This window comes from Planctomycetaceae bacterium, from assembly GCA_039680605.1.
Classification (GTDB): domain Bacteria; phylum Planctomycetota; class Phycisphaerae; order SM23-33; family SM23-33; genus JAJFUU01.
Window position 1 is genome coordinate 16031 of the sequence record JBDKTA010000005.1, and the last position, 25224, is coordinate 41254.

Here is a 25224-nt window from a genome sequence, read left to right on the forward strand (position 1 = left end):
GCAGGTCTGTTATTGTCGTCATTGTCGCTCTCTCTTCAGGAATCCTCCTGCTGTTATGGTGTCTCATCGGCCAGAAAGGCTCGCAGCCGCCGCCGGAATTGATCTGGGGCGACGGCTTGGGGATTTCTTTGCCCCAGCATGAGATGGGCCAGGCCCAAGCTGCCCTTGAAATGGTCGCCAAATTTGCAGGCGGGAGCGCGATAACCATCGATTACCCCATGGAGGGGACTATCTTCCCGGCCGAGATCGTGGCGCCACAATTTCAATGGCACGATGCTGATGCGACAGCGAAGCGATGGCTGGTTGAGTTCTCTTTCGCGCCCGGCAGTCCCTCGATTTTTGCACTGGTCAACGGGCCGCCGCCTCAGGTTGCGGCAATCGATCCGCGCTGCACCGCCCTGAGCAATCAGCCCCCTTGCCTGAAGCCGGATGAAGCGACCGCGCATTGCTGGCAGCCTCAGGAAGCGGTCTGGGAGGCCATAAAGAAGAGAGCTGGCGACGGTGCCGTACAAGTGACTATCCGCGGGTTCAGCAGCAGCGGGGAGAAGATCCTCTCACAAGGAAGCATCAACATCAAGATCTCCTCTGATCCCATCGGCGGGGTCATCTTCTACCGTGACGTGCCCCTGATGCCCACCGAGGGCCAAGACGGCAAGATCGAGCCCCTTGCCGAGGCTCTGATCGGCTTGATTGACTGGCGGCTTAAAGACATCTCCCGGCCCGACAGCAAGGTGGTGCTCAGGGACATGCCCACTTGCGCCAACTGTCACAGCTTTTCGGCCGGAGGCAAGACGCTGGGGATGGACGTTGACGGGCCCACCGGTGACAAAGGGGCCTACGCGGTCGCCGACATCCGAAAGGAGATGACGATCTCGCCGCGGGAGATCATGACCTGGAACAGTTGGCAGGACAAGGCCCGTACCGGCAAGACGATTGGCTTTCTCTCGCAGATCTCTCCTGACGGGCAGTTCGTGCTTTCGACGGTGAACGAGTCGCTCTACGTCGTGAACTTTGCGCAATACGATTTCCTTCAGGTCTTCTACCCGACGCGGGGGATCATCGCCTGTTACGACAGGACGACCGGCACGATCAAACCCCTGCCGGGAGCGAACGATCCGGCGATGGTGCAGTGCAGCCCGGTCTGGAGCCCGGATGGCAAATGGGTGGTCTTCTCCCGTGCCGCCGCCCGGGATCCGTTCCCGCCCGGGCAGAAGATGCCTCAGCGCGCCAACGACCCCGACGAACTGCCCATGCGATACGACCTGTACAAGGTTCCGTTCAACCAGGGCGCCGGCGGACAGGCCCAACCGATCGCCGGAGCCTGCGATAACGGCATGAGCAATACCTTTCCCAAGATTTCCCCCGACGGGAAATGGATCGTCTTCGTCAAGTGCCGCAACGGGCAGTTGATGAGGCCCGACAGCGAGTTGTGGATCGTGCCGCTCGTCGGCGGCCAGGCCCGCCGCATGCGATGCAACATGTCGTTGATGAACTCCTGGCACAGCTTCTCGCCCAACGGGCGATGGATGGTCTTCTCCTCCAAGTCCAGGAGTCCCTACACGCAGATGTTCCTGACCCATATCGACAAAAACGGCATGGACAGCCCGCCGGTTCGCGTCACCGGCGCCACCGCGGCCAATCGCGCCGTTAATATCCCCGAGTTCGTGCAGGTCAAGTACGCCGACTTGGATTCTATTACGATTCCTTCTTTGGAATACTGGCGGCAGTACAAGCGGGGCCTGGACCTTGCCCAGCGCGATCGCCACGCCGACGCGGTGGAGTGCTTCCGCCGAGCCCTGGCTGTCGATCCGGGCTCGGCCCGAATCCAGGCGTCCCTGGCGGATTCCCTGACGGCCATCAGCCAACTGGGCGAGGCGGTCGAATACTACGATCGCGCCGTGGCTGGCGAGCCTCAGAACTTCGTCTATCTCAGCAACCGGGGCAATGCCCTGCTCTACCTGGGGCAGCTCGACCGGGCCCTGGCGGACTTCGACACATCCATCAGCATTCGCCCCGGATACGCCGTCGCCCATGCCAATCGGGGGTCGGTGCTGGCCCGCCGGCAGGAATATGGCCAAGCCATGGCCGCGTTTTCCGAATCGTTGAGACTCAAGCCCGATCAGTACTGGGTCTGGTGCAACCGCGGGATCCTGAAGGAAATGGTCGACGACGACAAAGGCGCCGCCGAGGATCTGATCAAGTGCCTGGATCTGGCTCCGCCGGAATGGCCACAGCGGGCCGACGTCCAGAGGCGACTCCAGGAGCTTCGAGTGCGAGTCGGTTCGAAGTAAAAAGCGGGCGGCTCCAAGAGGAGTCGCCCGACGTCGCAGAGACGCGTTGCATCTGGGGTGGATCAGCGCCTGCGCTTGCGGCAGTACAAGGCTACGCCCCCGGCCCCCAACAGGCAGAGAGTCGCGGGCTCGGGGATGAGTATCAGGCCAAGGCCACCGGCGACTTTGTGGGCCTGGATCTCGCTGTCGGTCAGAGCCGTATTCCAAAACGCCAAGTCATCGATCCAGACATCCGTGGTATTTGCCGCATACCGTTCGGTAGATCCTGAACCAATCTGCCAGATTGTCGTGACGCCGAAGGTCGAAGTGTTGTACGTCGAGTTGCTGGCGACCCCATCCCAATAGTACGTGTAGGTATCGTCGGGCCGGAACACCAATGCCAGATGATGCCATGTGGCGGTTGGATTCCAGTTGAGGCTCCCCAAGCCGGTGCCTCCAGTGACAGTGAGGCTCTGACTGTTGCCGGAGGTAGTACTGATGCTGTAGTTCCCCGCGGTCATGAACCTCGAGTACGTGTGCCCGCCGTACGTGTTGGAGTCTCCGGTGTGAACCCACATCTCAATGGTGAAATTGGTGCCAAGGTTCAGGTCGGCGTTGCCTGTCGGAAGCGTGAAGGCCTGGCTTTCATAGGCCTGGTACTGGCCCTTGATCGCCAGGGCATAGTCGCCGGTCTCGGCAGGATCATACTTGCTGCCGATGCCGGTACGATAAAACGTCCCAATTGGTCTCGGGTCGTCCATCGTGCCATCGGTCTGGTTGGCACCTACATTCTGGGTGTACTTGTACGCCTCGTCGGCCATGGTCTGGCTGTTGAACGAGTAGTAGTTGACCAAGGCGGCCGAAGCCATTGGGCAGAAAAACGCCGCCACCGATACCATGGCGATTGCAGTAAGGCTTTTCCTCATTTTGCATTTCCTTTGATGGTAAAAGGACCAAATATGTCACACGCGATAGATCGCTTGCGCAACAAAACACTAATTGAAAACCTGAAAGAATTAACGCACCATCATGGACCGGATATGCCTGCCTCCGCCTGCAAGGCCAAGTATCTGATACCGCACCTCTGAAAGCCCTGCAGACTCAAGCGTAAAAGTCTGATTCAATAGATAACTATACCACTTATCGTTCTTTTGTCAAGGTTTGAATTCATGGAATCTGAAGATTCTTGGGCTTGGTCAGGCCGCTTGCCCGAACCTCGAAGAGCCGGAAGGTTGCGGGCCGGTAGTATGAAAGTCCCCAAGAAACTCCCTCCGATGCCGGGCAGACTCAGCCGATGCCTCTCCCCAGTATCTCCGGGCGATGTAAAAAAGGCGGGCGGTTCGTTTTGAACCGCCCGCCTCAACGGCAAGTATCAGTCCCGGAGGAATTATGCCTTGCGCTTGCGGATCCAAGCGGCCACGCCGCCAAGAGCCAGCAGGCAAAGGGTCGCAGGCTCCGGAACATCAAGGGTTGTCAACCCATATCCATTACCCGTGGCGTGAGATTGGATCGTAGCCGCGCTCAAGCCCTCGTTCCACATGGCGATGTCGTCAAGATAGACCCTTACGCCCGCGGGATAGCTGAGGGGATTGTCATTGATGCCGATGCTCATGGCGATAGCGGTCGGCAGTATGCCCGTGGCGCCAACGGCATACTCGACGCCGTTGTAGTAGTAGTAGCCTTGCCCGTCGCGAGCGACAAAGGCAAGGTGGTTCCATCCGGTACCCAGCGGACCACTGGTGGTGCTGGCATTGAAATCAAGGGGATTAATCGAGGAAGCGCCGATCCTCAGGGTTTGCGGCATACCATCATAATAACCCGTCTTGCCGACGCTTATGTTGGTGGCGCTCATGAAAGTGGAATAGGTCTGCCCGTTGAAGCTCTGGCCCTCAGCACTGCGAATCCACATCTCGACGGTGAAATTCTGCCCGAGATTCAGGTCCGCGTCGTTGGATGTCCAATTCAAGGCCTGGCCGAGCTTCACGTACAGGGCTTTGCCTTCGCCACCGAGGCCGGTGACAAAGGTGGTGCCCTGCCCGGCTCCATCACCCATGGTGGTATTCGTGAGGGTGGTGCCGGCGTTCTGGCTATACAAAGCCGCCTCATCCACCAGCGTGTCGCTGTCGAACGAGTAGTAATTGATCAGCCCTGCCGAAGCCATGCCTGCCGTGCAAAAGATCGCCGCAACAACCACTGCAGTACTTAAAAGTGTCCTCTTCATGTCTGTGTTCCTTCCTTTTAGGTCAATAACGACACTGAAAATCACCAATAATTGCCAAAAAGATGCTGCTGCAATCTGAAACGACATTAAAGCACATCGGGTACTCTCTCCGACGGTTGATTTAGTGTACCACATTATCTGTTTGTGTCAATGTGGATTTTGCCATCAGGATAGAAAAAATATCATTCGGTGCTGCCCCATGGCAAGTGTCTAGACTGATGACAGTTGCAGTGGATGGCAGACAATGCTACATTTGAAAGAATGATGCGGCAGAGAATACATGCCCTCGTAGGCCCTGTTATCCCCAGTCCCGCAAAGTTGCAGTCATGGTTGATAGCGTGTTGTGCATTAGTCATTGTGGTCGCCGCGACGGCCTCCTACTGGAACAGCTTTGATGGCACGTTCGTCTATGATGACCGCTGGGATATCAGAGACAATGTCCACCTCCGCACACTATGGCCGCTATCGGAAGCAATCTCTTTACCACTGTGGGAGAAGGGCGGTACGCTGACCCGCCGGCCGGTGCTGGGATTTTCTTTTGCCCTCAATCGTGTGTTGTTGGGACCAAGCCCGTGGGGATACCACCTTGTAAATTTGGCGATTCACTTGGCGGCAGGCCTGCTGCTGTTTGGTCTCGTGCGGCGCACGCTGAGCCTGCCGCAGTTCAGAGTTCGGGGCAATAAGGCGGTTTGGCTGGCGGGTGCGGCGGGGCTGCTCTGGACGCTCCATCCGCTGCACACCGCATCTGTTACGTACATAATTCAGCGCGCCGAATCGCTCGTGGGCATGCTGCTTCTGCTGACGGTGTACTGCTGCGCGCGAGGCATGCATAGCGCCCGACGGTCGTTGGCCTGGTACGCCGCGGGCGTCGTCGGCTGTGCGCTGGGAATGCTCAGCAAGGAATCGATGGCAGTGGCACCGTTGATCGTGCTGCTGTACGATCGCACGTTCATCAGCAATTCATTTCGTGCCGCCTTGCGCCAGCGGCGGGGGCTTTATTCAGCTTTGGGGGCCACGTGGGGTCTTATAGCGGCCATGATATTTTTGACGTTGTCCGACACCGCTCAAGGGTTCGGCGCGGACAGCCTGACGTACCTGATGACGCAACCGGGGGTCATCCTGTACTACCTGTGGCTGAGCGTCTGGCCCTCGCCGCTGCTGGCCGACTACGCTTGGCCCGCTGCCGGGGCTCTAAAGGCAGTCATGTGCGGCGCCGCCATAGCCTTCCTGCTGTACCTGACAATCTGGGCTCTGCGCCGGCACAGTTGGGCGGGGTTTCTCGGGGCATGGTTCTTCCTGACGCTGGCGCCGTCGTCGAGCTTCGTAGTATTGCTTCAGAACGTTCAGCTTCAGCGAATGTACCTGCCTCTGGCGGCCGTGGTCGTGCTGATCGTGACGGGGGTCTGGTACGGGCTGCGGCGTTTGAGGATCGGGCGCGAGGGCGTCGGTGCCACTCCGGTGGTTCTGTGCGTTGCCGCCGCAGCGACACTGGGATGGCTGACGTATGACCGAAATGCGCGGTATCACGATGCCACGAGTTTCTGGCAGGAGAATGTGGATCGCTGCGCAGAGAGCTACCGAGCGTGGACGAGCCTGGGCATATCCTTCAGCGAGGAGAAACGCTTCGATGAGGCCATTGGAGCCTTCGGAAAAGCCGTTGCTTTGACGGACCGATCGGCCTTGGCGCTGCAAAATCTGGCGGTGGCCTATCGCAAGGCCGGGCGGCTGAGCGATTCGGTGGCCTGTTGCAACGAGGGCATAGCCAAAGCCCCCAAAGATCCAGAGCTTCGCTACAATCTTGCCGAAGCGCTAGCCGAGCGGGGCGACTATGCTGAGGCGGCAACGCATTACCGCCGAGCGGTGGAACTGAAGCCCACACATGCCAATGCCTGGGAGAAGCTGGCGGCCGTCTGCGTCAAGAGCGGGCAACTTCAAGAGGCGGTCGAGCCGCTGAAGAAGCTCATCGAGCTTTCAGCTTTGGACCCGCAAGGCTATTACAACCTCGGCGCCGTCCTGCTCAAACTGGGGCGCACGGAGGAGGGCTGCCGCCTGCTTCAGCAGGCGTTGACCTTAAAGGGGGGCGACCAGCCCCAGGTGCATGGCGTCCTGGGATTGGCGATGGCTCGGCAGAAGCGATTCGACGAGGCGGTAGTACACTTACAGCGTGCCATCGAGCTTCGGCCGGACTATGTTGAGGCGCGAGACCACCTTGCGGCCATTTGGGTACTTCAGGGCCGGCTGGCGGAGGCCGCAGCCCAATACGAGCGTGTGGTAGATCTTCAGCCTGATTCCCCCGCAGCGATGAATAACCTGGCCTGGTTGTTGGCCTCGCGTGAGGCGCTGGCCGGAAGATCGGCCAGGGCTGTGGAACTGGCCAGTCGCGCGTGCCGCCTGACGAGCAATTCCAATGCGACCCTGCTGGACACGCTGGGCGTGACCTTGGCGGCAGACGGGCAATTTGACAAAGCCGTCGTTGCGGCCCAGCAGGCCCTGAAGTTGGCGCAGGCGAGCGGGCAGGGCCAAGAGGCCCAGGCCATCCAGGCGCGCCTGAAATTGTACCAGGCCGGCAAACCCTATCGTCAGAAGTAAAGCCATCGCGTCATCAGCGGCGTTCTCTCGGCAAACGATACTCGATACAATGAGAGCTAATCATGCAGATGCGCCTGATAGGAAGTCTGCTTCGCAATGCCTTTCGGTCACGGATCGAACGCCTGATTCTTTATGTGACCACGCGATGCCCCCTGAACTGTCGGCACTGCTTTGTGGACAAAACCTCGCCCATTGACCGGGAGTTGACGGTGGACGAGGCGCGTTCGATCGCCGCGACGCTCAACCCGCTGACGTGGCTGGACATCGGCGGCGGCGAACCGTTCTTGCGAGAGGACATTGAGGAGATCTGTAGCCATTTCAAGGCGGTCGAGATCAGCATCCCCACCAACGGCTGGTTCGTCGAGCAGACCCTTGAATCTGCTCGCCGGCTGCATCGAAGCCTGGGGGATCGCCTCTCAATTGCCGTGTCGCTGGATGGGTTTGGTCCCACGCATGACCGGCTGCGCGGGCAAGGCAGCTTCGAGCGGGCGATGAAGACCCTGGAAGGGTTGCAGGGCATCAACGGTTTGAGAGTCTCGGTCATCAGCACGGTTTCGCAAATCAATTACCGCGAGTTGCCCGACCTGGTCGCCCTCCTGCGCCAGAAGGGATTGTTCTCGCACGGGATCAATATTCTCCGCGGCCAGACCGCTGACGAGGAACTTCGCCTGCCCGAGCGAACTGATTTGGAGTGGTTCCTGGGGACGATCAGCGAAACCATGACGGCGAAAGATTACCGGTGGAAAGGGCCGCTGGGTCCGCTCTTCTCGCGGCTGCACAACCGCTACGTTCGCCGCAAGTGGTCGGTGGTACTGGCAACGCTGGAGAGCAGGCGGCAGATCATCCCCTGTCGGGCCGGACGCAACGACCTGGTGATTTACGCCAACGGCGACGTGGCGCCCTGCGAGATGCGCCCGGCGGTGGGCAACATCCGCCGCCAGAGCCTGACGGGCATCTTATCTGGTCCGGAGATGGCCACGGCACTGGCGGGCATCTGCGGCGGCGAATGCTCCTGCACGCATGAGTGCAACCTCTTGGATAGCACGCTGTTCAGCACGCGAAGTTTTGTTCACATGATAGCCGGGAGAAAATAGCCACGGACACCGCGATTATCATCCCTTGTTACAACTCCGCCAAGACGCTCGGTGCATTGCTGGAGAGCATCGCCAAGCTGGCGCCGCCGCCACGGGAGGTAATCGTGGTGGACGATTGCTCCACGGACGATTCTGCGGCCATTGCAGCGGGCTTTGCCGATGTCACGTGCCTGCGTACGGCCGACAACGGCGGACCGTCAGTTTCTCGGAATGTCGGCGCTCGGCATGCTCGCAGCGAGTTGCTGCTGTTCATCGACAGCGACTGCGAGATATTAACCGCCGACTGCATCGCCAAGCACATCCAGGCCCATGCAGGCCACCCCCGAAGCCTCGTAGTCGGGGCGGTCTCAAGCATCGCCCCTGATACCTATGTGGGCAGGGCCAACGGCTATCTCCAGTGCTTCGAGAACATCCCCTTCCGAGGCAGCGGCAAAATTAAGCGAGCCCACGAAATGCCGGGCATGCATTTTAGTGTCCGCAGAAGCGATTTCGAAGAGATTGGCGGATTCGACGAAGAACTCCGAGCCGGAGAGGACGCGCTGTTCCATGTCTGTGCGCAGGCCAGGGGGATCAAGGCCCTGCGGATCGGCGAGGCTGTGGTGGGGCATCATGACGATCATTCCGCCGCAACTATCTTCTGCAAATATTTCAACTACGGCAAGACGCGCCTGACGATGAAGGCCAAGGGGGCCTATGGGTGGCGAAGTTTCCTGTTGCCTGACAGCGTGATATTGCTATCGATCCTGGCGCCGCTGGTGACCCTCGGGTTGACAGCCAAAGTAGTCTACTCATGGCTCCCTTGGCGACCGGCTGTACTGCTGCACGCGCCGTTGCTGCTGGTGTACAACCTGGGTTTTGCCGGCGGCGCGGTCGCGTGTGCGTGGCAGCAACGCCGGAGCCGGCGGCAATAGAGCCGCTATCGCCGCGGCGTTGATGCAGCGAGCCTCGCGTCGCGCCAGGTCCGCAGGGGGTGGGCCAGCAGGTGCGGCAGGTGCAGGCGGATGCTCGGTTCGGCCGGTCCGACGTCCCAGCACGGCAGGCGGCATCGCGAGACACAACCGCAGGCGCCGCGGAAACCTTCGCTGTGGACGATCCGGTCCAGCGGCATGTCTCGCACGTTGAGGCCCGTGGGGTACTGGTAGCACGGCTGCACCTCGCCAAAGGCACTGACGATAACCGACAGCCGCCCGCTGACGCAAGGCACCACGCGCCGCGGCTGATACGCCGCGTCAAAATGTTCGATGTGATAGCGGGAGTTGGTCTCGATTCCCGCTGCCCGCAGGCGGCGGGTCGCCCGCCGCAGCGCGTCCTTGATAGCTGGCAGATCGGCCGTCAGGGGAGTCAGCGGCTCGAAGGTTGCCGCGTCCATGTTTCGATGCTGAAGATGGGCGTGAACGGGGATGAACTGCAGCTTCTGGACGCCCCAGGCGGCTGCCCGGTCGGCGAAGGCCTCGATAACGTCCTGGTTCAGCCGCGTCACGACGACGTTGACGCCCACGCAGAGGGGCCTGGGCCCCTGTCGAAAGAACCGCATTGCCTCAACGGCACGATCATAGCCATCGACGCCTCGGATGGCCTTGTAGCCCTCGGGCGTCACGTGGTCGCATGAGATGCGAACCAGGCCCAGGCCCGCGTTAACCAGCGACGCGGCGCGCTGAGCGGTGACGGCCAGACCGTTGGTGTTCATGTGAACGGCCATCCCCGCTTCGTGCAGAGCGCGGATGCATTCTTCGAGATCGTCGCGCAGCGTGGGTTCGCCGCCGCCGAGCGAGACGATGCGCGTCTTGAGCCGCTTGAGAGCGGGGATAAGGCCCAGAATCTCCCGCATCGTCAACTCCGCCCCTGCCGCCCAACGCGGCTGCCAGATATCACAGGCGGCGCAGCGAGAATTGCAGCGGTCGGTCATCGCCAGATGCACGATCGCCACTTGCCCCGGACCCCGGCGCAACAGCCGCGACCACGACAGCGACAGGTACAGCCTGCCCAGGTTCAACACGTTCTTCAATTCCGCAAAGGGCGGCACGAGAAAAGGCCTCGACTGTTCACAGGATGGTATTACGGTTTCCATTATAACCTCGCCCACATGGAATGAGTTCGCAAATGCTGCAATGAGTTGTTCGCTGAAGTCCCGGAGGTGGTATATTGAGGAAGGATTTAACCGAGGCCTATGGCATGTCCATGGAATGCTCGACAACCTCATCGTCGGCGCTGCCGGCCATTCGTTTGCCGGACCGCTACAACTACATCGCCGCTTTTCTGACTTTGGGCTGCAATCTGCGATGCGCGTACTGCATCAACCGCTTCGGCACTCAGGGACGACATGAGCTGATGTCGGGCCGGCAGTGGCTGGGCGGGCTCAACCGGCTCGTCTCGCGGCCGGACCTGCCGGTGACACTGCAGGGCGGCGAGCCGACGCTGCATCCGGATTTCTACGAGATCGTCAACGGCCTGCGGGCGGACCTGGCCATCGACCTTCTGACCAATCTGCAGTTCGACGTGCGGGAGTTCATGGCCAACGTACACCCGGGGCGGATGCGGCGGCAGGCGCCGTACGCCTCCATCCGCGTCTCGTACCACCCCGCGACGATGGATTGGCATCGCACCAAGGCCGACGTCCTGACGCTGTTGTCCGGCGGATACTCCGTGGGCATCTGGGCCGTGCGGCACCCGGGGCAGATCGAGCAGATCGAGGCCGCCCATAGCGACGCTGCGGCCGCGGGAATCGACTTTCGCTTCAAGGAATTCCTGGGCGTGCATGAGGGTGTGCTATACGGGCAGTATAAGTATGCCGGCGCCGTCGGTGGCACGGGCGAGACGGGTGCCACGCAAAGCTGCGTTGTGGGCGTCTCCGACTGCACGGTCGATTGCCGCACGTCCGAGTTGATCGTCGGTCCCTCGGGCGGGGTGTATCGCTGCCACGGCGACCTGTACGAGGCGCGGCCGCCCATCGGCCACATCAATGACGCGGCGTTTGACATTGACGAGTTGTTTCGCACGTGCGACGTCTTCGGCCGGTGCAATCCCTGTGACGTGAAGGTCAAGACCGACCGTTTCCAGGCGTTCGGCCACACGTCGGTCGAGATCCGGCGGCGCAAACGGTGACTCCATGAATGCCCCCAGGAAACAGCGGCTGGTGAAGATCTTCCTGCTGACGGGCAAGCTCGCACTGGCTGTGGTGCTGGTGGCGCTGCTCACACAGCAGGTTCATTGGAATGACGGCGTCGATCCCCAGACGCAGAAGCTCGTCCTGGGTCTCAAGACCGTCCTGGCTCAAGCCGATTGGGTTACGCTGGCGTTGGCGGTGCTGGTGATGTTCCCCTCATCCCTGGTCTGCGCATTTCGCTGGCGAATGCTCCTGGCGGTCCAAGGCGTGCCGTTGGGACCGCTGCAGGCAGTCAAGCTATACCTTCTTGGCGACCTGTTCGCCAATGTGCTGCCGGGCACTATCGGTGGCGATGCAGTCAAGGCGTACCTGGTGACGCGCGCCACTGAGCGCAAAGGCCAGGCTATTCTCAGCGTGCTGGCCGATCGTGCCATCGGACTCTGCGCCGTGACGCTGCTGGCGGCGGTCGCCTTGGCATGGGCGTGGGGCAGCGGACAGATCGGCTGGGTCGCCGCACAGGCGCCAGGCATCTCGCTGGCCGTCATCTCCGCAGCGATGGCCGCCGCCGCGGCGATGCTCTTGAGCACTCGCCTGCGACGCCTGACGGGTTTGCAGGCGCTGTACTCGCGGCCGCGCTTTGCTTCCCTGGCGGCAACGGCAGGGCAAGCGGTGCGCACCTATCGCAGCCGCCCCGCTGCCGTGATCGCGGCGATGCTGTACACGCTGGTGTCGCAGGCGATGCTGATCGGTTCGATTGTTTTGATCGGCATGAGCCTTGATCTGGGCGCGGCCTGGCACCGCTACGCGGTGGGTATTCCGCTTGTCGAAATCGCAACGGCCGTGCCCGTCACCCCCGGGGCCGTCGGCGTATGGGAGTGGGCCGGACAAGTGTTTTTCGCCGGCGCCGACCCCAACAGGATCTTCATGATGGTGCTCCTGTGGCGTGCCGTGACGACGGCCTGCGCCCTGCCCGGTCTGGCGGTGGCGCTGCTGGGCCCGCGGATTCCGCGTGCAGCGCAGATGCAGGCCGACCTGGAGACGATGCCATGCAGTGGAAGTTGATCGCCTGCCTTCTGCGCAACGCCGCCCCTTCAAGAAGACGTCTGCTGCGAAGCGATTTCCGATGCGGCGGTGAACTGAACGCGCCGGGACGCCCGGGGCCACAATTCCGGCGCGTACACTTGCGATGCCGTTCGCACAAAAAAGAAAAACACGCCCAGTATGTTGCGCATGCCAAAGGCGCTGGTGCTGCAAAGGTCGGGATATATGTTCGTGATCGGCACTTCAATGCAGTTCAGGCCCGACTTGAGGGCCTTGATCAATGTCTCGGCGCTGAAGGCATAACTGTCGGTCTGGATGTTCAGCCGCCGCACCACGGCTGTGGGATACAACGCCGAATCATTGAAGTAGTGCAGGTTAAACCCGAACAGGATGTTCAGGATTGTGGTGTAGGTGCGTGAAATCACGTGCCGAATCCAGGGGCGGTCTTTGTCATTGGTGTGATAGGGCAGGATGATGTCCGCCTGCCCGCGCAGTTCCAGGATCCGCCGCAATTGATCGCCGGCGAGGTCGTGCTTTCCGTTGACGAGGATCACATAATCCATTCGCGCCGCCTCGACGCCGGCGCGATAGTTCCATCCCAGCCCCTTGTTGAGCGGATTGTGAAACACCCGGATATTCGCAAACTCCGCCGCCAGGCCATCGGCCTCCTGATCTGTCCCGTCGGTGCTGGCATCGTCAAAAATCAGAATCTCATAGTTCGTAAATAGACCATCAATCGCCGCCAGCACCTCCTGTACCGTCAGGCGCAGGTTCCCTTTCTCGTTGAAGGCCGGAACTATGACAGAAAGACCGGGCGCGTCCAAGATTCTACCTCCGACCGCTTGCACGTCGTTGACCCCAAAGAAACGCCAGGGGGCTCACACAGTAGGCCGCACTGAACCGCTCCAGGCTTTGCCGTGAGTTGTGGCCGTTCATGGAACGCCTTGATACGTCTTTGCGCCGGCGGCGTCAATGGCTCGACGAACTGAGCGTTCCGTACTGGCGGCATGCTTCGGCCAGCGCGTCGATGTTGGCCAGCGGCACTTCCGGTTCCAGCACATGCGTGGGGGCCAGGATCAGCCCGCCGCGCTGCCCGTACTTTTCGACGCACTCGCGCACCCGCGCCCGCACGTCGTCGGGCGTGCCGAAGGGCATCGTCGATTGCGTGCCGATGCACCCGTGAAGCCCCAGCCGGTCGCCGAAACGGGCCTTGAGCGCGTCGGCGTCCACGCACTCGGGCTGCACCGGGTTGAGGAAGTCCAGCCCCGCGTCGAGCATCTGGCCGACAATGTCCGTGCAGTTGCCGTCGGTGTGGTACCCGATCGCGCAGCGGGAGTCGATCTCCTTGATCGCCTGCCAGCAGCGGCGCCAGCGACTCAGGATCAGCGTCCGCCAGGTGTCCATCGAGAACATCATGGACTTCTGGCTGGCCACGTCGTCGCCGCAGTAGATATAGTCCACGCCCGCCCGGGCGGCCCCGATGGCCGCGTGGTAATTCTGACGGAAGAACTTGTCCAGCAGACACTCCGCCCAGGCCGGCCGCTCAATCGTGTCCATCAGGAACTGCTCGTACCCGCGCACCTGCCAGGCGTTCTCATACATGTGCCCCAGGAAGATCATCACGCTGCGCCCGGCGGCGTGGGCAGCCGACACGGCGGCGATGGCAGGCTCCCAATCGTAAACGGCAGGGTCCTGTACCGGATAGTCTTCGATCTGCGCCAGGCTCGTGGCGTTGCGCAACGGCGAGATATATCCGGTGAAGTGGTAGAACTGCGCCGGCACTTCGGCCACGCCCAGATGGTTGATGCGCGTGCCCTGGGGCAGATCCTCGCCCTGCCAGTATCGACCAAAGTCGATCTTCGGCGGCTCCCCCACCACTTTGGGCCCCACCCATGCCGGCTGCCACATCCCGTAATGCCCGGCGACGTCGTCGGTGCCGACGTGCTGGGCCACCCGCCGGGCCAGGTCGGGCGTAAAGCCCATGCCGAAAGGAATCCACTCCGGCCGGCGGTGTTCGACGATCGCCCTGAAGTTCTCCAGTTCCGTCATCATGCTTCATCCATATTTAAGGCTAATTAGAATTCGCCGCCCAGATCGGGGCGCAAGACGGCGGGTTTTGTCGACGGCGCGGGGCGCGGCCGGGCCGCTTGACTGGCCGGCCGCGTCGCAGGCGGGGAAGGCTGCGATACCGGCGCCGGCGGTGCTTTGGCGGCGGCAAGAAGTTTCGCGTGCATGTCCGTGGCGTAGACGAGCAGGTTGGTCATGATCGCCACGGCTGAATCTTCACGGTACCCTCGCACGGCGCCGGAGGGATAGCCCAGCAGGCCCGAGGTGAGGTCTTCGCTGGAGTAGATGACCGCCGGTCTCGCCCGGCCTGTGGGGTCGCCGGGGATCGGCAGGGCGATGCATCGCAGGCGCTGGTCCTTTCGCTGGTCGGCGGGCAGGGCCTGGGCGAGTTCACGGCGGTAGTAGACGCGGGAGATCTGGGCCGGTCCCGTGAAGGGAATGTGCGAGGCCAGAGGCCCTCGCGGGGCACTCGCCAGCAGCGGCAGAAGCTGGCTCTCGAGGGCTTCGACGAATGCGGCGGAGCCTCCGGCGGCGTCGGCGATCAGCGTTCCGCCGCCGAGGAGGTAATTCTTGAGCGCCTGCGTTTGGGCGGGGTTGAGGCGGAAGTCGCCCGTGCCGCAGAGGCTGGCGACCGGGTGCGTGCGCGGGTCGAGGCGTTCGATGGGCAGCGGGCCCAGCACCTGCAGCTCGATATTGTGCCGCACGCCCATCAGCAGCGCCAGGCGGTTCCAGGCCATCGGCTCGGGGTCGTCGTTGCCGCTGTACGCCAGGCGCACGACGCTCAAGGTGCGGCGAGGCTTGAACGGTTTGGCCGCCGGCCACGGCGTGCTGCCGCGCGGGGGCAGGTTGCCTTTGTCGCTGGCGAGCATGTAGATGTTGCCCATGAGCTCGAAGACCGGGCGGTTGGCCTTGTCCGGACCCAACTCCAGCGCCAGCGACAATTCGCGCGGGGCGTGGACCGCCAGCGGTCGCACGCCGTTGGAGATGCCCCACAGGCCCGCTGTGTCGCCCAACGTGAAGTAGCCCGAGTAGACCGAGTGAGCCGCGGGCAACTGTCGCAGGGCAAGGTTGGGGAACATGCGGCCGTACGCCTCGTGCATGTCCAGCGTAAACGAGCCGCTGTTGCCGGCGGATTCCGAGACGATCAGCCCACCAGCCAAAACGTAGTCTCGCAGGCGGGCGATCTGCTCGTCGCTGAACTGCACGCGCCCGGCGCCGCTGATATAAAGGATGGGCGCGTCGAGCCAGGTGCGGTAGTCGCTGTCGACATCGACCACCTGCCACGCCAGCGGCCGCTCGAAGGTGTAGCCGATATACTGGCACAGCATGGCCGCGTCGCGCGGGCGCACGTTCCACTTGCCCTCGTAGCGCAGCTTGTTGACCAGCACCGGCTGATATCCCTGCGCCAGGGTGAGCATGGCCATAGCCGTGGGGACGGGTCCGTCGCCCCAACTGCCGTCGCTGTTCTGGCGGTCGAGCAGCTCCCGCAGCGAGTGGGCGTACCAGTCCTGTGCGGCGAACTGCTTTCGCCCGCAGGCCGCCCCGACGCGCGACAGCGCCAGCAGCCAGTCGTAGTAGTAGTTGGGCCCTTTGTGCGGATTGGCGTCGGGCTGGTAGTTCTTGTCCAGCCACCCCAAGGCCTCGGCGATAGGTTTGTACTCCGGAGTCAGCGGGCGCAGGTACTCCTGGCGGTGCAGCACGTCGAAGCAGGCGTACAGGCTGGCCAGACCCGCCGCCGTCATTGACCCGTACGTCTGCGGGCGCCCCGCCCCGCCGCGCACCACGTACCCCCAGCCGCCGTCGACCTGCTGCTGGCGCAGCCAATGACGCTCGACCTTCTGCCAGTAGTCCACCGGCACGCCCAGCCCGCGATGCTGCCCCGCCGCCACCGCCATCACGGCGGCCTGGCTGTTCGAATTATCATAAGCGGCGCTGTCTGCCGTCGCGGCGCCGTCCTTGCTCGTGTAGGTGTACGACCCGTCCGCGCCCGCCGCGGCGATCAACCACGCCACGTCCTTGGACAATTGCGGATGGGGCTCCTTGCCCTTGAGCTGCGCCAATGCGCACGCCCGCATGGCTACGGCGTATGTGCCGTTGAGCTCGGCGGCGGTCAGCCATTCCAGCGCCTCGCGCAGGGGCGAGGCCTTGGCGTCGGCCGCGGCGGAGAGCATCGCGTAGACGACGATGCCGGTCTTGCCCCCATGGCGCGGATTGCCCGGCGGGAACTCGTCCCTGCACATGCCCGTGGCGGAGATCTGCGAAGCGAGATAGGCGCTGCCCGCCGCCATCGCTCGATCGATCGCCCGTGGCGACAGAGGCGGCGCGACGTCGCCCTCGGCCGGCGAGGCGGCAAGAGCCAGCAGCATCAGGCAAGCAGCGGCACAGTCCATGACCATCCCTGGAAAGACAAATCCTGAACGACACATTCGAAATCCGAAATCCGAAATCCGAAACAAGAAGCAAACAACAAGAAGCTAAACAGCAAAGGCTCCCACCATAGCGATTCTTGTTCTTTTTGTTTCTTTTTGTCTTTTTTTCTTCTTAGTTGTTTGCCGTTTGCTTCGAATTTCGAAATTCGAATTTCGAATTTGTTTCTCACGGTCTCCAGATCACCTCGATCGCCGGGGTCTGCATCTGGCGCAGGGTCTCGACGCTCAGGGCGCGGCTTTGCGTTTGGCCGTCGGTCAGGACGGCCAGGAAGCTATGTCGCGGGACGTAGCGGACCACCCGGGGATTGCCCAGTCCGGCGGCCTTGGCGGCCTGGTCGTAGGCGTCGCGCTGGTAGCCGATCTTGTCGATCAATCCCAGTTCCATGGCGGCTGAAGCGCTGTAGATTTTTCCGTTGAAGGGTTCGATCTGGTCCTGCCCTTGCGTCTGGGCCTGTTGCGTGGCGGCGTCGGAAACTTCGATGGTCGGCTTTCGGGTCTTGAGGCGGTCGCCTCGCCCTTTCCGGACAACCTGCTCGAAGATCTCCTGCGTCTCATTGAGCAGCGACTGGATGTACCGCTGCTGGTATGGGGCGGGTTTTGACAGCGGGCTCAGGGCGTCTTTCCAGGCGGCCGCGTCCGACGACTTCATCACGATCGGCTCGACGCCGATCTTGTCCAGCGTGCCCTTGAAAACGAACCACGTGGCGATCACGCCGATGCTGCCCGTCATCGTCGTGCGCTCGGCCATGATGATGTCCGCCGGGGCCGACACGTAGTACCCGCCGCTGGCGGCCAGCGCCCCCATCGAGACGACGACCTTCTTGCCCTTGCCCTTGAGGCGCAGAATCATGTCGTGGATCTCGTCCGACGCCGCCACCGACCCGCCGGGCGTTTCGACGCGCAGGACGACGGCCTTGACGTCAGGCTCCTTGTCCAGAGCATTGGTGAATTTCTGGAACTGATCGGCCGCACTGTTGTCGATCACGCCGGAGATCTCATAGACGGCGATGGTCTGATCGGCGGCGCCTTCCTGCACGGTCGTCTTCACCAGACCGTACTGGCTCTGGGCGCCGGTCAGCATCAGGACCAGCCCCATGTTGATCAGCACCGACAGCAACAGCAGCGTCACCAGCACCGAGACGAATATCCACACGCCCACGCGGCGGCGGGGCCTGGGGGCAGCGGCCGGTTGCGGCGGCGGGTACGAGTTCGATTCCGTCATGGTCAGGCTCCCTTCAACATGTAAAGCCGGCGCATAGCGCGGCGGCTGGCATGGATCGTTACATGATTCTAGTCGGGATGAGCGCTAATGCAACCTATCATCCTCAGCGTGCCCTGGTGGCAGGGCAACCCTGTGCCGTCGCGGGAGGGCCAACCCCGGTGCCGTGGCGGGAGGGCGAAGCCCGACAACCACGATCTCGCGGCGCAAGGTTCCGGGATCGTGGCTCTCCGGCCTTCGGCCTGCGCGCCACGGCACCCTCCTTCGGCCCTGCGCGCGCCATGGCGTCTGGAGTCGAACCTGCGGTCAGATCTCCACCGGTTCGCAGAGGTTTTCGGCGCTGGCGGCGGCGCGGCCGCACACGTGGCAGATGAACCGGGCGTCCTTGGAATATTTCGCCACTTCGGTCATCTGCCGGCGGCTGACCAGTTCGCACATGTGGTTCTCGTGTCCGGGATGTTCCTCAACGCCCATGGGATTTTGTGTCGGCTGATTCTTCGGCATGGTCTCTCCCTTTGTTGCCAGACAGGCGGCACCCTTCGGCCGCGACGTGAAATGATAGCCGGCATGGGGAGAGAAAGTTGTGAGTTGTGAGTTTCTCGCTCACCACTCACAACTCACCACTCACCACGATTCTCATCACCAGGCGATCTTGATCACGTCGACATTGTCGCTGCGCAGGGCGGCGGGCAGATCGATGGTCAATTCGCCGGCCTTGAAGGACGTCTTGAGCTTCTTGCCCGTGGCCAGCATGGTCACGGCAGCGGGTTTTCCGGCGCCGCTGATGCGCGGGGCATCGCTGAAGTCGGCAGGCACGTGGACGTACCAGACGTTCTGCCCCTGGCGGGTGGTCACGGGCAGGTTGGACTGCTGGGGGAACGGTCCGCGCCCGGTGCCGAAGACGGATTCCTTATTCTTGTCCATCCAGGCCTTCAGCTCGCCCATGCGGCGGTAGTAGACCTCGGGCAGCTCGCCGTGGCGGTTGGGGGCCACGTTGAGCAGGTAGTTGCCGCCCCAGCACCGCGTGTGCGTGAAGCGGCTCAGCATGCGGCGCAGCGGCCAGTACGTTTCGTCATGGTACGTGTAGCCCCACGGACCGATGTTCCAGCGTTCGCACAGTTCCCACCAGTCCGGCGGCGGGACCGAGCCCATGCCGCACTCCCAGGTGTCGAAGTCGCCGTAACCGTGCATCCGCGGGTCGATCACCATCCCCGGCTGCATCGCCCGCAGTTCGTCCATGGAAATCACGTTAGGTCCGCCGTCGAACCACAGCAGGTCGACCTTACCGTACCAGGTCAGCAGTTCCTTGATCTGCCCGCGGATATGCGCGGCATTCTTTTCCTTCCATTCCGGCGGCTCGGGCGGAATCTCGCGCGGCTCGTGGTTCATCCCGCCGGTCTTCTCCGGGTCGCTGGCGCAGCCGAACGACATGTACTCGCGGTTGAAGTAGAAGTCCGGCGGCGAGTAGTACAGCCCGACCTTGAGCCCGAGCTTGCGGCAGGCGGCTACGTACGGGGCCACCAGGTCGCGCCCGCCCATGTAGACGCGCGTGCCCATCTCGCCGAACTGGCTGGGCCAGAGCGTATAGCCGTCGTGGTGCTTGGTCGTCAGCACCGCATAGGTGAAGCCCGCGTCCTTGGCCGCGGCCAGCCACTTCTCCGGATCGTAGTTGTCCGGGTAGAACTTTTTGGCCAGGGCGTAGTACTCGGCGGGGGTGATCTTGTTGCGATTCTTGAGCCCGCGGTCCCAGGACGTGTTGGCGATCATGCCCCAGGAAATATCCGCATCGCCGGCGCAACTGTTGATGCCCCAGTGCATGAACAGGCCCAGACGCCCCTCGCCGAACCACTGCGCGTCGGGGTGCGTGGTGCGCTGAAACGTCCCGCCGCCATACTGCTGGGGGATCTGGATGATACGATGCTGTTCGCTGGCGGTACTGCTGTTGGCACACATGCGTCTATGTTCTCCAGTTCGCGTTCGGGGACAGGGACGGGGAGAGCGGGATTAAGGGGATTAGAAACGGATTAAGAGGATTGGGAGAAAAGAAACAACCGACGACGAGGACGAGGACGACGACGAGGACGATTCATCTGCTTCGGTCGCCCGTTTCCCTGTCTCTAAGCTCTTAATCCTCTTAATCCTTTTAATCCGCGTAATCCCGCACTCCCCGTCTTCTTTTCTTTCCAATCCTCTTAATCACACACCACTCATCACTCGCTGAACGGCCCACGCTGCAGGCCGTGAACGTCTACCATGCCCTGGCGGGCCCAGCGGATCCAACTTTCAATCTCGTCGCCCGGCGGGGCCAGGCGGCGGTAGTCGGCCTCCATCGCGTCCAGGTCGTACGCCACGCGGTGGAAGCTGAAGCGGCCGTCCTGCATCAGCATGCACTGCGCTCGCGGATCGCCGTCGCGCGGCTGACCGACCGTCCCGACATTCACCAGCGTCTTGCCGCCCGACTCGACGAGCATAGCCGTATGCGAGTGGCCGCACAAGACCACGTCCTGTTCGATCGACGCCAGCAGCGTATCAAACACCGCCTGGGCCGTCGCGGCGGTGAAATATGCCTTCTGCCCCGGAACGTCGTGCGTGAGCAGATACCGCGTGCCGTTGAGCGCGATTTCCATCTGCGCCGGCAGGGCCGCCAGATATGCCTGTTCGCCGGCTGTGATCGACCCGCCGTAACACTGCAGATCGTGGTTGCCGCGGATGATCTTGCTGCAGCGCCGCCGAACCAGCTCAAGACACTGGCTGGGCTGCCAGCCGTACGAAATCACGTCGCCCAGAAACCAGGTTTCGTCCACGTCGGCAAAGGCGTCGAGGACGGCCCGGAGGGCGTGGTAGTTGGCGTGGATGTCGGCGATCAGGAGGATCTTCATGGCTCGTGTTTGCGACACAAAGACACAGAGAAAACGGAAGGTGGGGTGGAAGGAGCGAGGGCTTTCTCTGTGTGTCCTGTCGTCTTTCTCTATCTCTGTTTTCTCTGCGTTTCTGTGTCGCCTGTCTTGCTTTGGAAGTACTCCAACTGCCTGGGCAGGTTTTCCGCCCAGAACTGGGCGTTGTGTTTACCCGCAAGCACCTGCCACTGGTGCGGCACCGACGCGGCCTCCAGGGCGGCGTGGGCGGCGTTGTTTTCTTTTTCGAACAGGCCGTCCTGCTGCCCGCACAGCAGCGAGAGCACCAGGCCCTTGCGCTTGGCCAGTTCCGCGATCTGCTGCTGCGCAAACAGCGCCGGGCGACCGCCGGCCGGACCCATCGCCGCCGTCAGCCCCCACGTGCGGTCGATCTTGCCTCTCCATCGCGCCGGCGTGATGCAGGCGCTGAGCCCGCCGACAGCCGAGAACAGTTCCGGATGCCCCAGCCCGATCCGCAGAGCGCCCCACCCGCCCATCGAGTTGCCGCTGATCCAGTGCCCGCCGTCGCTGATGCGATAGCCCTGCTTTTTCAGCGAGGCAATGAGCTCCCCGGTCACGAACGTCTCGGCAAAGTTCGTCCCGCCATAGTCGACCCACCACGAATTGGCTCCGGCCGTGGCGGCGATGATGATTCGCTGATACTTGTCCGCCAGCGGCGCCAGCGGGAGCATCTTGGGCCAGTCGGTGTGATCGCCCCCGACGCCGTGCAGCAGCACGATAAGGCCGTACGCCTTGGCGCTCTTGGCATATTCTGACGGCAAGACCACTGTAGCCGAAAAGTCCTTCTTGAACGAGTCGCTGTGGATCGTGACGACGCGGGAGGCGTCACTTTGGAGTGCGGCAGCCTCAGATGCCGCTTTGGAAGTTGTTGGGAATCGAGAAACTCCCAAAGCGGCAGCTAAGGCTGCCGCACTCCATAGAGTCGCACTCCAGAAGGCTCGCCGCGCGCCGGCCATCAGCTTACCTCCTCGGCCTGCCTGAGCCGCACGATCTGCGTGCAATCCTGGCGGGTCTTGCGAAAGGCCGTCGGGCTCAGCCCGTGTCGTTCCTTGAAGGCGTTGCTGAAGGCAAACGGCGAATCGTAGCCGACCAGCTTGGCGACGGTCTCGACGGAATGGTCGCGGGCCATCAGCAGATTGGCCGCGCGGCGCATCCGCAGATAGGCCAGGTACGCCTGGGGATACGTGCCGGTCTCTTCGTGGCACAACCGCCCCAGGTGGCGCTCGGAGACGTTGATGAATTCCGCCATCCGCTCGACGGTCCAGGGCTGACCGACGTCGGCCTCGATGGCGGCCCAGAGTTCGCCCAGCCGGCGAGGCTTGGGCGGGCTGTGGATCAGGCAGCGGCTTTCGGCGTCGATCAGGGCGACCATGTGCTCCAGCACGCTGGTGTCCGCCCTCACCGACAACTCGCGGAAGAGGTTCTCGACGGCCATGTGCAGCCCGGTCACGTCGGCGGGATACAGCGTGGGGGTGGGCATGCTTTCGAGCATGTTCTCGTCGGCGCCCTGGGAATACATCACCGCGCAGAGCTGCCAGCGGTATCCCTTGAGCCCGCGGACGGCCACTTCACATCCGGGGCGGCAGACGAAGACGGTGTTCTTCTCGGCCACCTGCCACTGCCCGTCGATGTAGAAGCGCCCGCGACCGCCGAAGGTGACGATCACCTGCGCGCAGGGATGGCTGCGGGCGTACGACCAGCAGTCGGGGGTCCAGACGTGCTGGCCGACAAAGGTGATCGCCGGACGCTGCAGATGCACCAGTTCCGAGCAGTGGATCGCCCGATCACTGGCGCCGCGCCCGACATAGTGCCCTTCGAGCCAACTGAACTCCATCGGCTTCTTTGTTGTCTTAGCCATGATTTTTGCCGTGATTAGAGGGGATGTTTCTTGCCGTGATCCGCGATTATATCGTCGCCCTGCGAAAGATACCAGTAGCGCGTAATCTGTAACCCGTAATCAGTCGGAGCAGCCCGGACCGTTTACCGATCCCGATTACTTAGTGCTGCGATAGTGCGCCGGGCTCATCCCCCGATGGCGCTTGAAGGCCTTGGAGAACGCGAACGCGTCTTCGTACCCGACCATGCGAGCGACGTGGTCGATGGTGTGATCGCCGTCGAGCAGTCCAACCGCCCGGTTCATTCGCAGCCTCGTCACGTAGTGCATGGGACTGGTGAGGGCTTCCTGGCGGCAAAGCAACCACAGGTGGTGTTCGGACATGTTAGCCAGCCCCGCCAGGTCGGCCATCGTCCACGCCCGTGCCAGGTCGGCCTCGACCTGCTGCCACAGACCCGTCAGGCGCAGCGGCGGACCGGGGTCGCCGATCAGGCGCCGCGCCTGCGCGTCGATCAGCGTCAACCAGGCATCCATCACGTCGCCGCTGGCGGGGCCGACAAACTCGCGGTGCAGACCCTGGATGGCCGACCGTAGCGGTTCAGCCTCGGCGTGAACAATTCCCGCCGCCGGAACCTGCGACAGAAACGCCGCCCGGTGCTCAGGATAGTACAGCACGATAGCCTGGTGCCAGCGATGATTCGGCCGGCCGCGCTGACCGGCGGCCTGTCCGGGGCGGCCCAGAAAGACGTCATTGGTCTTCATCGTCCGCCATTGTCCGTCGATCCAGCGCTGCCCCTGGCCGCCGAAGGTCGCCAGGATGTCATAACACGTCGTGGCGGAGATGTCGGCAAAGTCGCTGCTGTAGTCTGCCAGGGCTAACCAGTAGATGCCCCAGCGGTTCTTCATGATGGGCAATTGGGAACTATGCACGGAGACGACGCGAGTCGACTCGCCCGGTACCAGGCAGTCCGGCCCCGGTCCGCTTACATCATTCTTGGACATGTTACCTCGCAGTCCGTTCGCAACCGCAACGCGCGTGGCGATAATAAGCTCTTGTTCTCCATACTGAAAGAACAATCCGTCTAGGCGCGGCCAGAGTGGCACCGACATCAAGCCGCGGATCGTGCTAATATCATTTTCAGACATGAACTCGTCAGTTTCAACCATTCCACTTTTTGGCCGTTTGGCGTATCTTTTGTCTCGTTCAAGCGGCCCCGGGGAGAAACTGGGACGGCTTGACGCCTTTTTTTGATCTGAGTTCGTTCCGGTCAGTCTTCAGGAAGATTACGCTGCCCAACAGAGGGGGCAGCGTCTATCCAGCATCTGCACGGAGCAGTCCTGGCGCGCCGCCAAAGCCGCCTTGACGAATCTGGGATTCGGCCGCGGCCGAAGAAAGGAGATCATCGCAAGTCGCGTTGCGGGAACCTTAGAGGAAGGTTCACAACGGAGCATAGGAAGGCAGGGATGCCTCAGGAGAATCGGCAAACCAACTTTTACGCACAGGAGAATCACGTGAAACGCACCATTACAGCAGTTCTGGCACTGGGGCTTATCATGACTCTGGCCGGCGTCGCACAGGCGGCAGTCGGCGACATCCTCAGCTCCGCGGGGTGGACGACCCGCGAAGGAGTCACATCCGGATGGCCCTCCAATACGGGCATTAAGGCCATCAACGGCGATGGGCTCAACGGCCTGTATCACGACCCGGGGATCTATGACAACTGGGGTCCGGTCTGGTTCACTCAGATCAATGAGGGCAACCAGTGGATCAATACGTTCTCACCGGGACGAATTTGGTTGATGGTGGACATGCAGGAAGTCCAGACCATCGGCACGATCAACGTCTGGAACTTCGGCGATCCGGCCAGCCACCCCGCGGGCTTCAACCTCGGCGCCAAGAACGTGGACATCTACTACGCCGGCGATGGCGCGACTCTTCCGACCGCCGGAGCGTACCTCGCGCTGGACGGGACGTGGACCACCCTGATGAATGTGGACCTGAACCCCGCGCCAACGAACGGGGCGCCCTCCCTCATGAGCGACTCCCTCGACGTGACCGACTTCGACGCCCGGTATGTGATCTTCGCGATCAACAGCCGCTTCGGGTCCAACGACTACAGCGAAAACAGCGTCGCCATCGCCGAGATCCAGTTCCTCCAAGGCGCCGTCGGCGACATCCCCGAGCCGGCGACCATGAGCCTGCTGGCCATCGGCTCCCTGGCGGCGGTGATCCGCCGTCGCAGGTGACGGACCGGCAGCGATGCCTTTTGGGGGCTCTGGGCCCAGCCCCATAGCCGCATCGCTGGGTGCCGTGGCGACCGGCTGCAAGGCGCCCGCCACGATCCCCGACGCCGGTGTGGCATTTTGTAAACCTTGGAGTTCAGGGAGCGTGGCTCTCCGGGCCTGCGGGCCTGCGGGCCACGGCACCCACCCATTCGCGGC

The 25224-nt window shown here is 62.5% G+C and carries 21 protein-coding genes; 7 read left to right on the forward strand and 14 right to left on the reverse strand.

Features of this window, described 5'->3' with window-relative positions:
* Window positions 1-53: 53 nt before the first annotated feature.
* Window positions 54-512 (reverse strand): hypothetical protein, encoded by a 459-nt coding sequence (locus ABFD92_01550; GenBank protein ID MEN6503199.1) that lies wholly within the window; start codon window positions 510-512, stop codon window positions 54-56.
* Between ABFD92_01550 and ABFD92_01555 the strand changes: the two genes are divergently transcribed.
* The gene (locus ABFD92_01555; protein ID MEN6503200.1) at window positions 513-2291 is read left to right on the forward strand and encodes a tetratricopeptide repeat protein; all 1779 of its coding nucleotides are present in this window, start codon (window positions 513-515) and stop codon (window positions 2289-2291) included. It abuts the gene before it with no gap.
* A 62-nt stretch (window positions 2292-2353) separates the two neighbouring features.
* On the opposite strand, the gene ABFD92_01560 is transcribed toward ABFD92_01555, so the two are convergent.
* A complete protein-coding gene (locus tag ABFD92_01560) occupies window positions 2354-3196 on the reverse strand; it encodes a LamG-like jellyroll fold domain-containing protein (protein ID MEN6503201.1) in 843 nt (280 codons plus the stop codon).
* Window positions 3197-3657: 461 nt separating this feature from the next.
* Complete coding sequence (locus ABFD92_01565) at window positions 3658-4491, reverse strand: LamG-like jellyroll fold domain-containing protein (protein MEN6503202.1); 834 nt, start codon at window positions 4489-4491, stop codon at window positions 3658-3660.
* 594 nt (window positions 4492-5085) lie between these two features.
* On the opposite strand from ABFD92_01565, the gene ABFD92_01570 reads away from it, so the two are divergent.
* The 3 genes from ABFD92_01570 to ABFD92_01580 all read left to right on the forward strand — a co-directional run bounded on the left by ABFD92_01570 (window position 5086) and on the right by ABFD92_01580 (window position 9085).
* Complete coding sequence (locus ABFD92_01570; GenBank protein MEN6503203.1) at window positions 5086-7080, forward strand: tetratricopeptide repeat protein; 1995 nt, start codon at window positions 5086-5088, stop codon at window positions 7078-7080.
* 68 nt (window positions 7081-7148) lie between these two features.
* The gene (locus ABFD92_01575; protein ID MEN6503204.1) at window positions 7149-8174 is read left to right on the forward strand and encodes a radical SAM protein; all 1026 of its coding nucleotides are present in this window, start codon (window positions 7149-7151) and stop codon (window positions 8172-8174) included.
* Window positions 8175-8191: 17 nt separating this feature from the next.
* On the forward strand, window positions 8192-9085 hold the full coding sequence (locus ABFD92_01580) for a glycosyltransferase (GenBank protein MEN6503205.1): 894 nt from the start codon (window positions 8192-8194) through the stop codon (window positions 9083-9085).
* Between the two features lie 5 nt (window positions 9086-9090).
* Here the strand turns inward: ABFD92_01580 and ABFD92_01585 are convergent, their stop codons facing one another.
* Window positions 9091-10197, reverse strand: a complete 1107-nt coding sequence (locus ABFD92_01585) for a radical SAM protein (protein MEN6503206.1) — start codon at window positions 10195-10197, stop codon at window positions 9091-9093.
* Between the two features lie 119 nt (window positions 10198-10316).
* On the opposite strand from ABFD92_01585, the gene ABFD92_01590 reads away from it, so the two are divergent.
* Both ABFD92_01590 and ABFD92_01595 read left to right on the forward strand, forming a co-directional pair.
* Window positions 10317-11276 carry a radical SAM protein gene (locus ABFD92_01590; GenBank protein ID MEN6503207.1) on the forward strand — a complete coding sequence of 320 codons (960 nt, stop codon included), beginning with the start codon at window positions 10317-10319 and terminating at the stop codon, window positions 11274-11276.
* 4 nt (window positions 11277-11280) lie between these two features.
* Complete coding sequence (locus tag ABFD92_01595; GenBank protein ID MEN6503208.1) at window positions 11281-12339, forward strand: lysylphosphatidylglycerol synthase transmembrane domain-containing protein; 1059 nt, start codon at window positions 11281-11283, stop codon at window positions 12337-12339.
* Between the two features lie 29 nt (window positions 12340-12368).
* On the opposite strand, the gene ABFD92_01600 is transcribed toward ABFD92_01595, so the two are convergent.
* The 10 genes from ABFD92_01600 to ABFD92_01645 form a co-directional block, all read right to left on the reverse strand.
* Window positions 12369-13142, reverse strand: coding sequence for a glycosyltransferase family 2 protein (locus ABFD92_01600; protein MEN6503209.1), 774 nt, complete (start codon window positions 13140-13142; stop codon window positions 12369-12371).
* A gap of 145 nt (window positions 13143-13287) precedes the next feature.
* The gene (locus tag ABFD92_01605; GenBank protein ID MEN6503210.1) at window positions 13288-14370 is read right to left on the reverse strand and encodes a uroporphyrinogen decarboxylase family protein; all 1083 of its coding nucleotides are present in this window, start codon (window positions 14368-14370) and stop codon (window positions 13288-13290) included.
* A gap of 23 nt (window positions 14371-14393) precedes the next feature.
* Window positions 14394-16781 carry a DUF4159 domain-containing protein gene (locus ABFD92_01610; GenBank protein MEN6503211.1) on the reverse strand — a complete coding sequence of 796 codons (2388 nt, stop codon included), beginning with the start codon at window positions 16779-16781 and terminating at the stop codon, window positions 14394-14396.
* A 199-nt stretch (window positions 16782-16980) separates the two neighbouring features.
* A complete protein-coding gene (locus ABFD92_01615; GenBank protein ID MEN6503212.1) occupies window positions 16981-18036 on the reverse strand; it encodes a S49 family peptidase in 1056 nt (351 codons plus the stop codon).
* A 303-nt stretch (window positions 18037-18339) separates the two neighbouring features.
* A complete protein-coding gene (locus tag ABFD92_01620; GenBank protein ID MEN6503213.1) occupies window positions 18340-18537 on the reverse strand; it encodes a hypothetical protein in 198 nt (65 codons plus the stop codon).
* A 135-nt stretch (window positions 18538-18672) separates the two neighbouring features.
* Window positions 18673-19986, reverse strand: a complete 1314-nt coding sequence (locus tag ABFD92_01625; GenBank protein MEN6503214.1) for an alpha-L-fucosidase — start codon at window positions 19984-19986, stop codon at window positions 18673-18675.
* 257 nt (window positions 19987-20243) lie between these two features.
* A complete protein-coding gene (locus tag ABFD92_01630; GenBank protein ID MEN6503215.1) occupies window positions 20244-20912 on the reverse strand; it encodes a metallophosphoesterase family protein in 669 nt (222 codons plus the stop codon).
* Window positions 20913-21001: 89 nt separating this feature from the next.
* Window positions 21002-21904, reverse strand: a complete 903-nt coding sequence (locus ABFD92_01635) for an alpha/beta hydrolase-fold protein (protein MEN6503216.1) — start codon at window positions 21902-21904, stop codon at window positions 21002-21004.
* Window positions 21904-22806, reverse strand: coding sequence for an AraC family transcriptional regulator (locus tag ABFD92_01640; GenBank protein MEN6503217.1), 903 nt, complete (start codon window positions 22804-22806; stop codon window positions 21904-21906). Before ABFD92_01640 ends, ABFD92_01635 begins: the two co-directional genes overlap by 1 nt.
* 135 nt (window positions 22807-22941) lie before the next feature.
* Window positions 22942-23784, reverse strand: coding sequence for a helix-turn-helix transcriptional regulator (locus tag ABFD92_01645; protein ID MEN6503218.1), 843 nt, complete (start codon window positions 23782-23784; stop codon window positions 22942-22944).
* Window positions 23785-24294: 510 nt separating this feature from the next.
* Between ABFD92_01645 and ABFD92_01650 the strand changes: the two genes are divergently transcribed.
* Window positions 24295-25029 (forward strand): PEP-CTERM sorting domain-containing protein, encoded by a 735-nt coding sequence (locus ABFD92_01650; GenBank protein ID MEN6503219.1) that lies wholly within the window; start codon window positions 24295-24297, stop codon window positions 25027-25029.
* Window positions 25030-25224 lie beyond the last annotated feature (195 nt).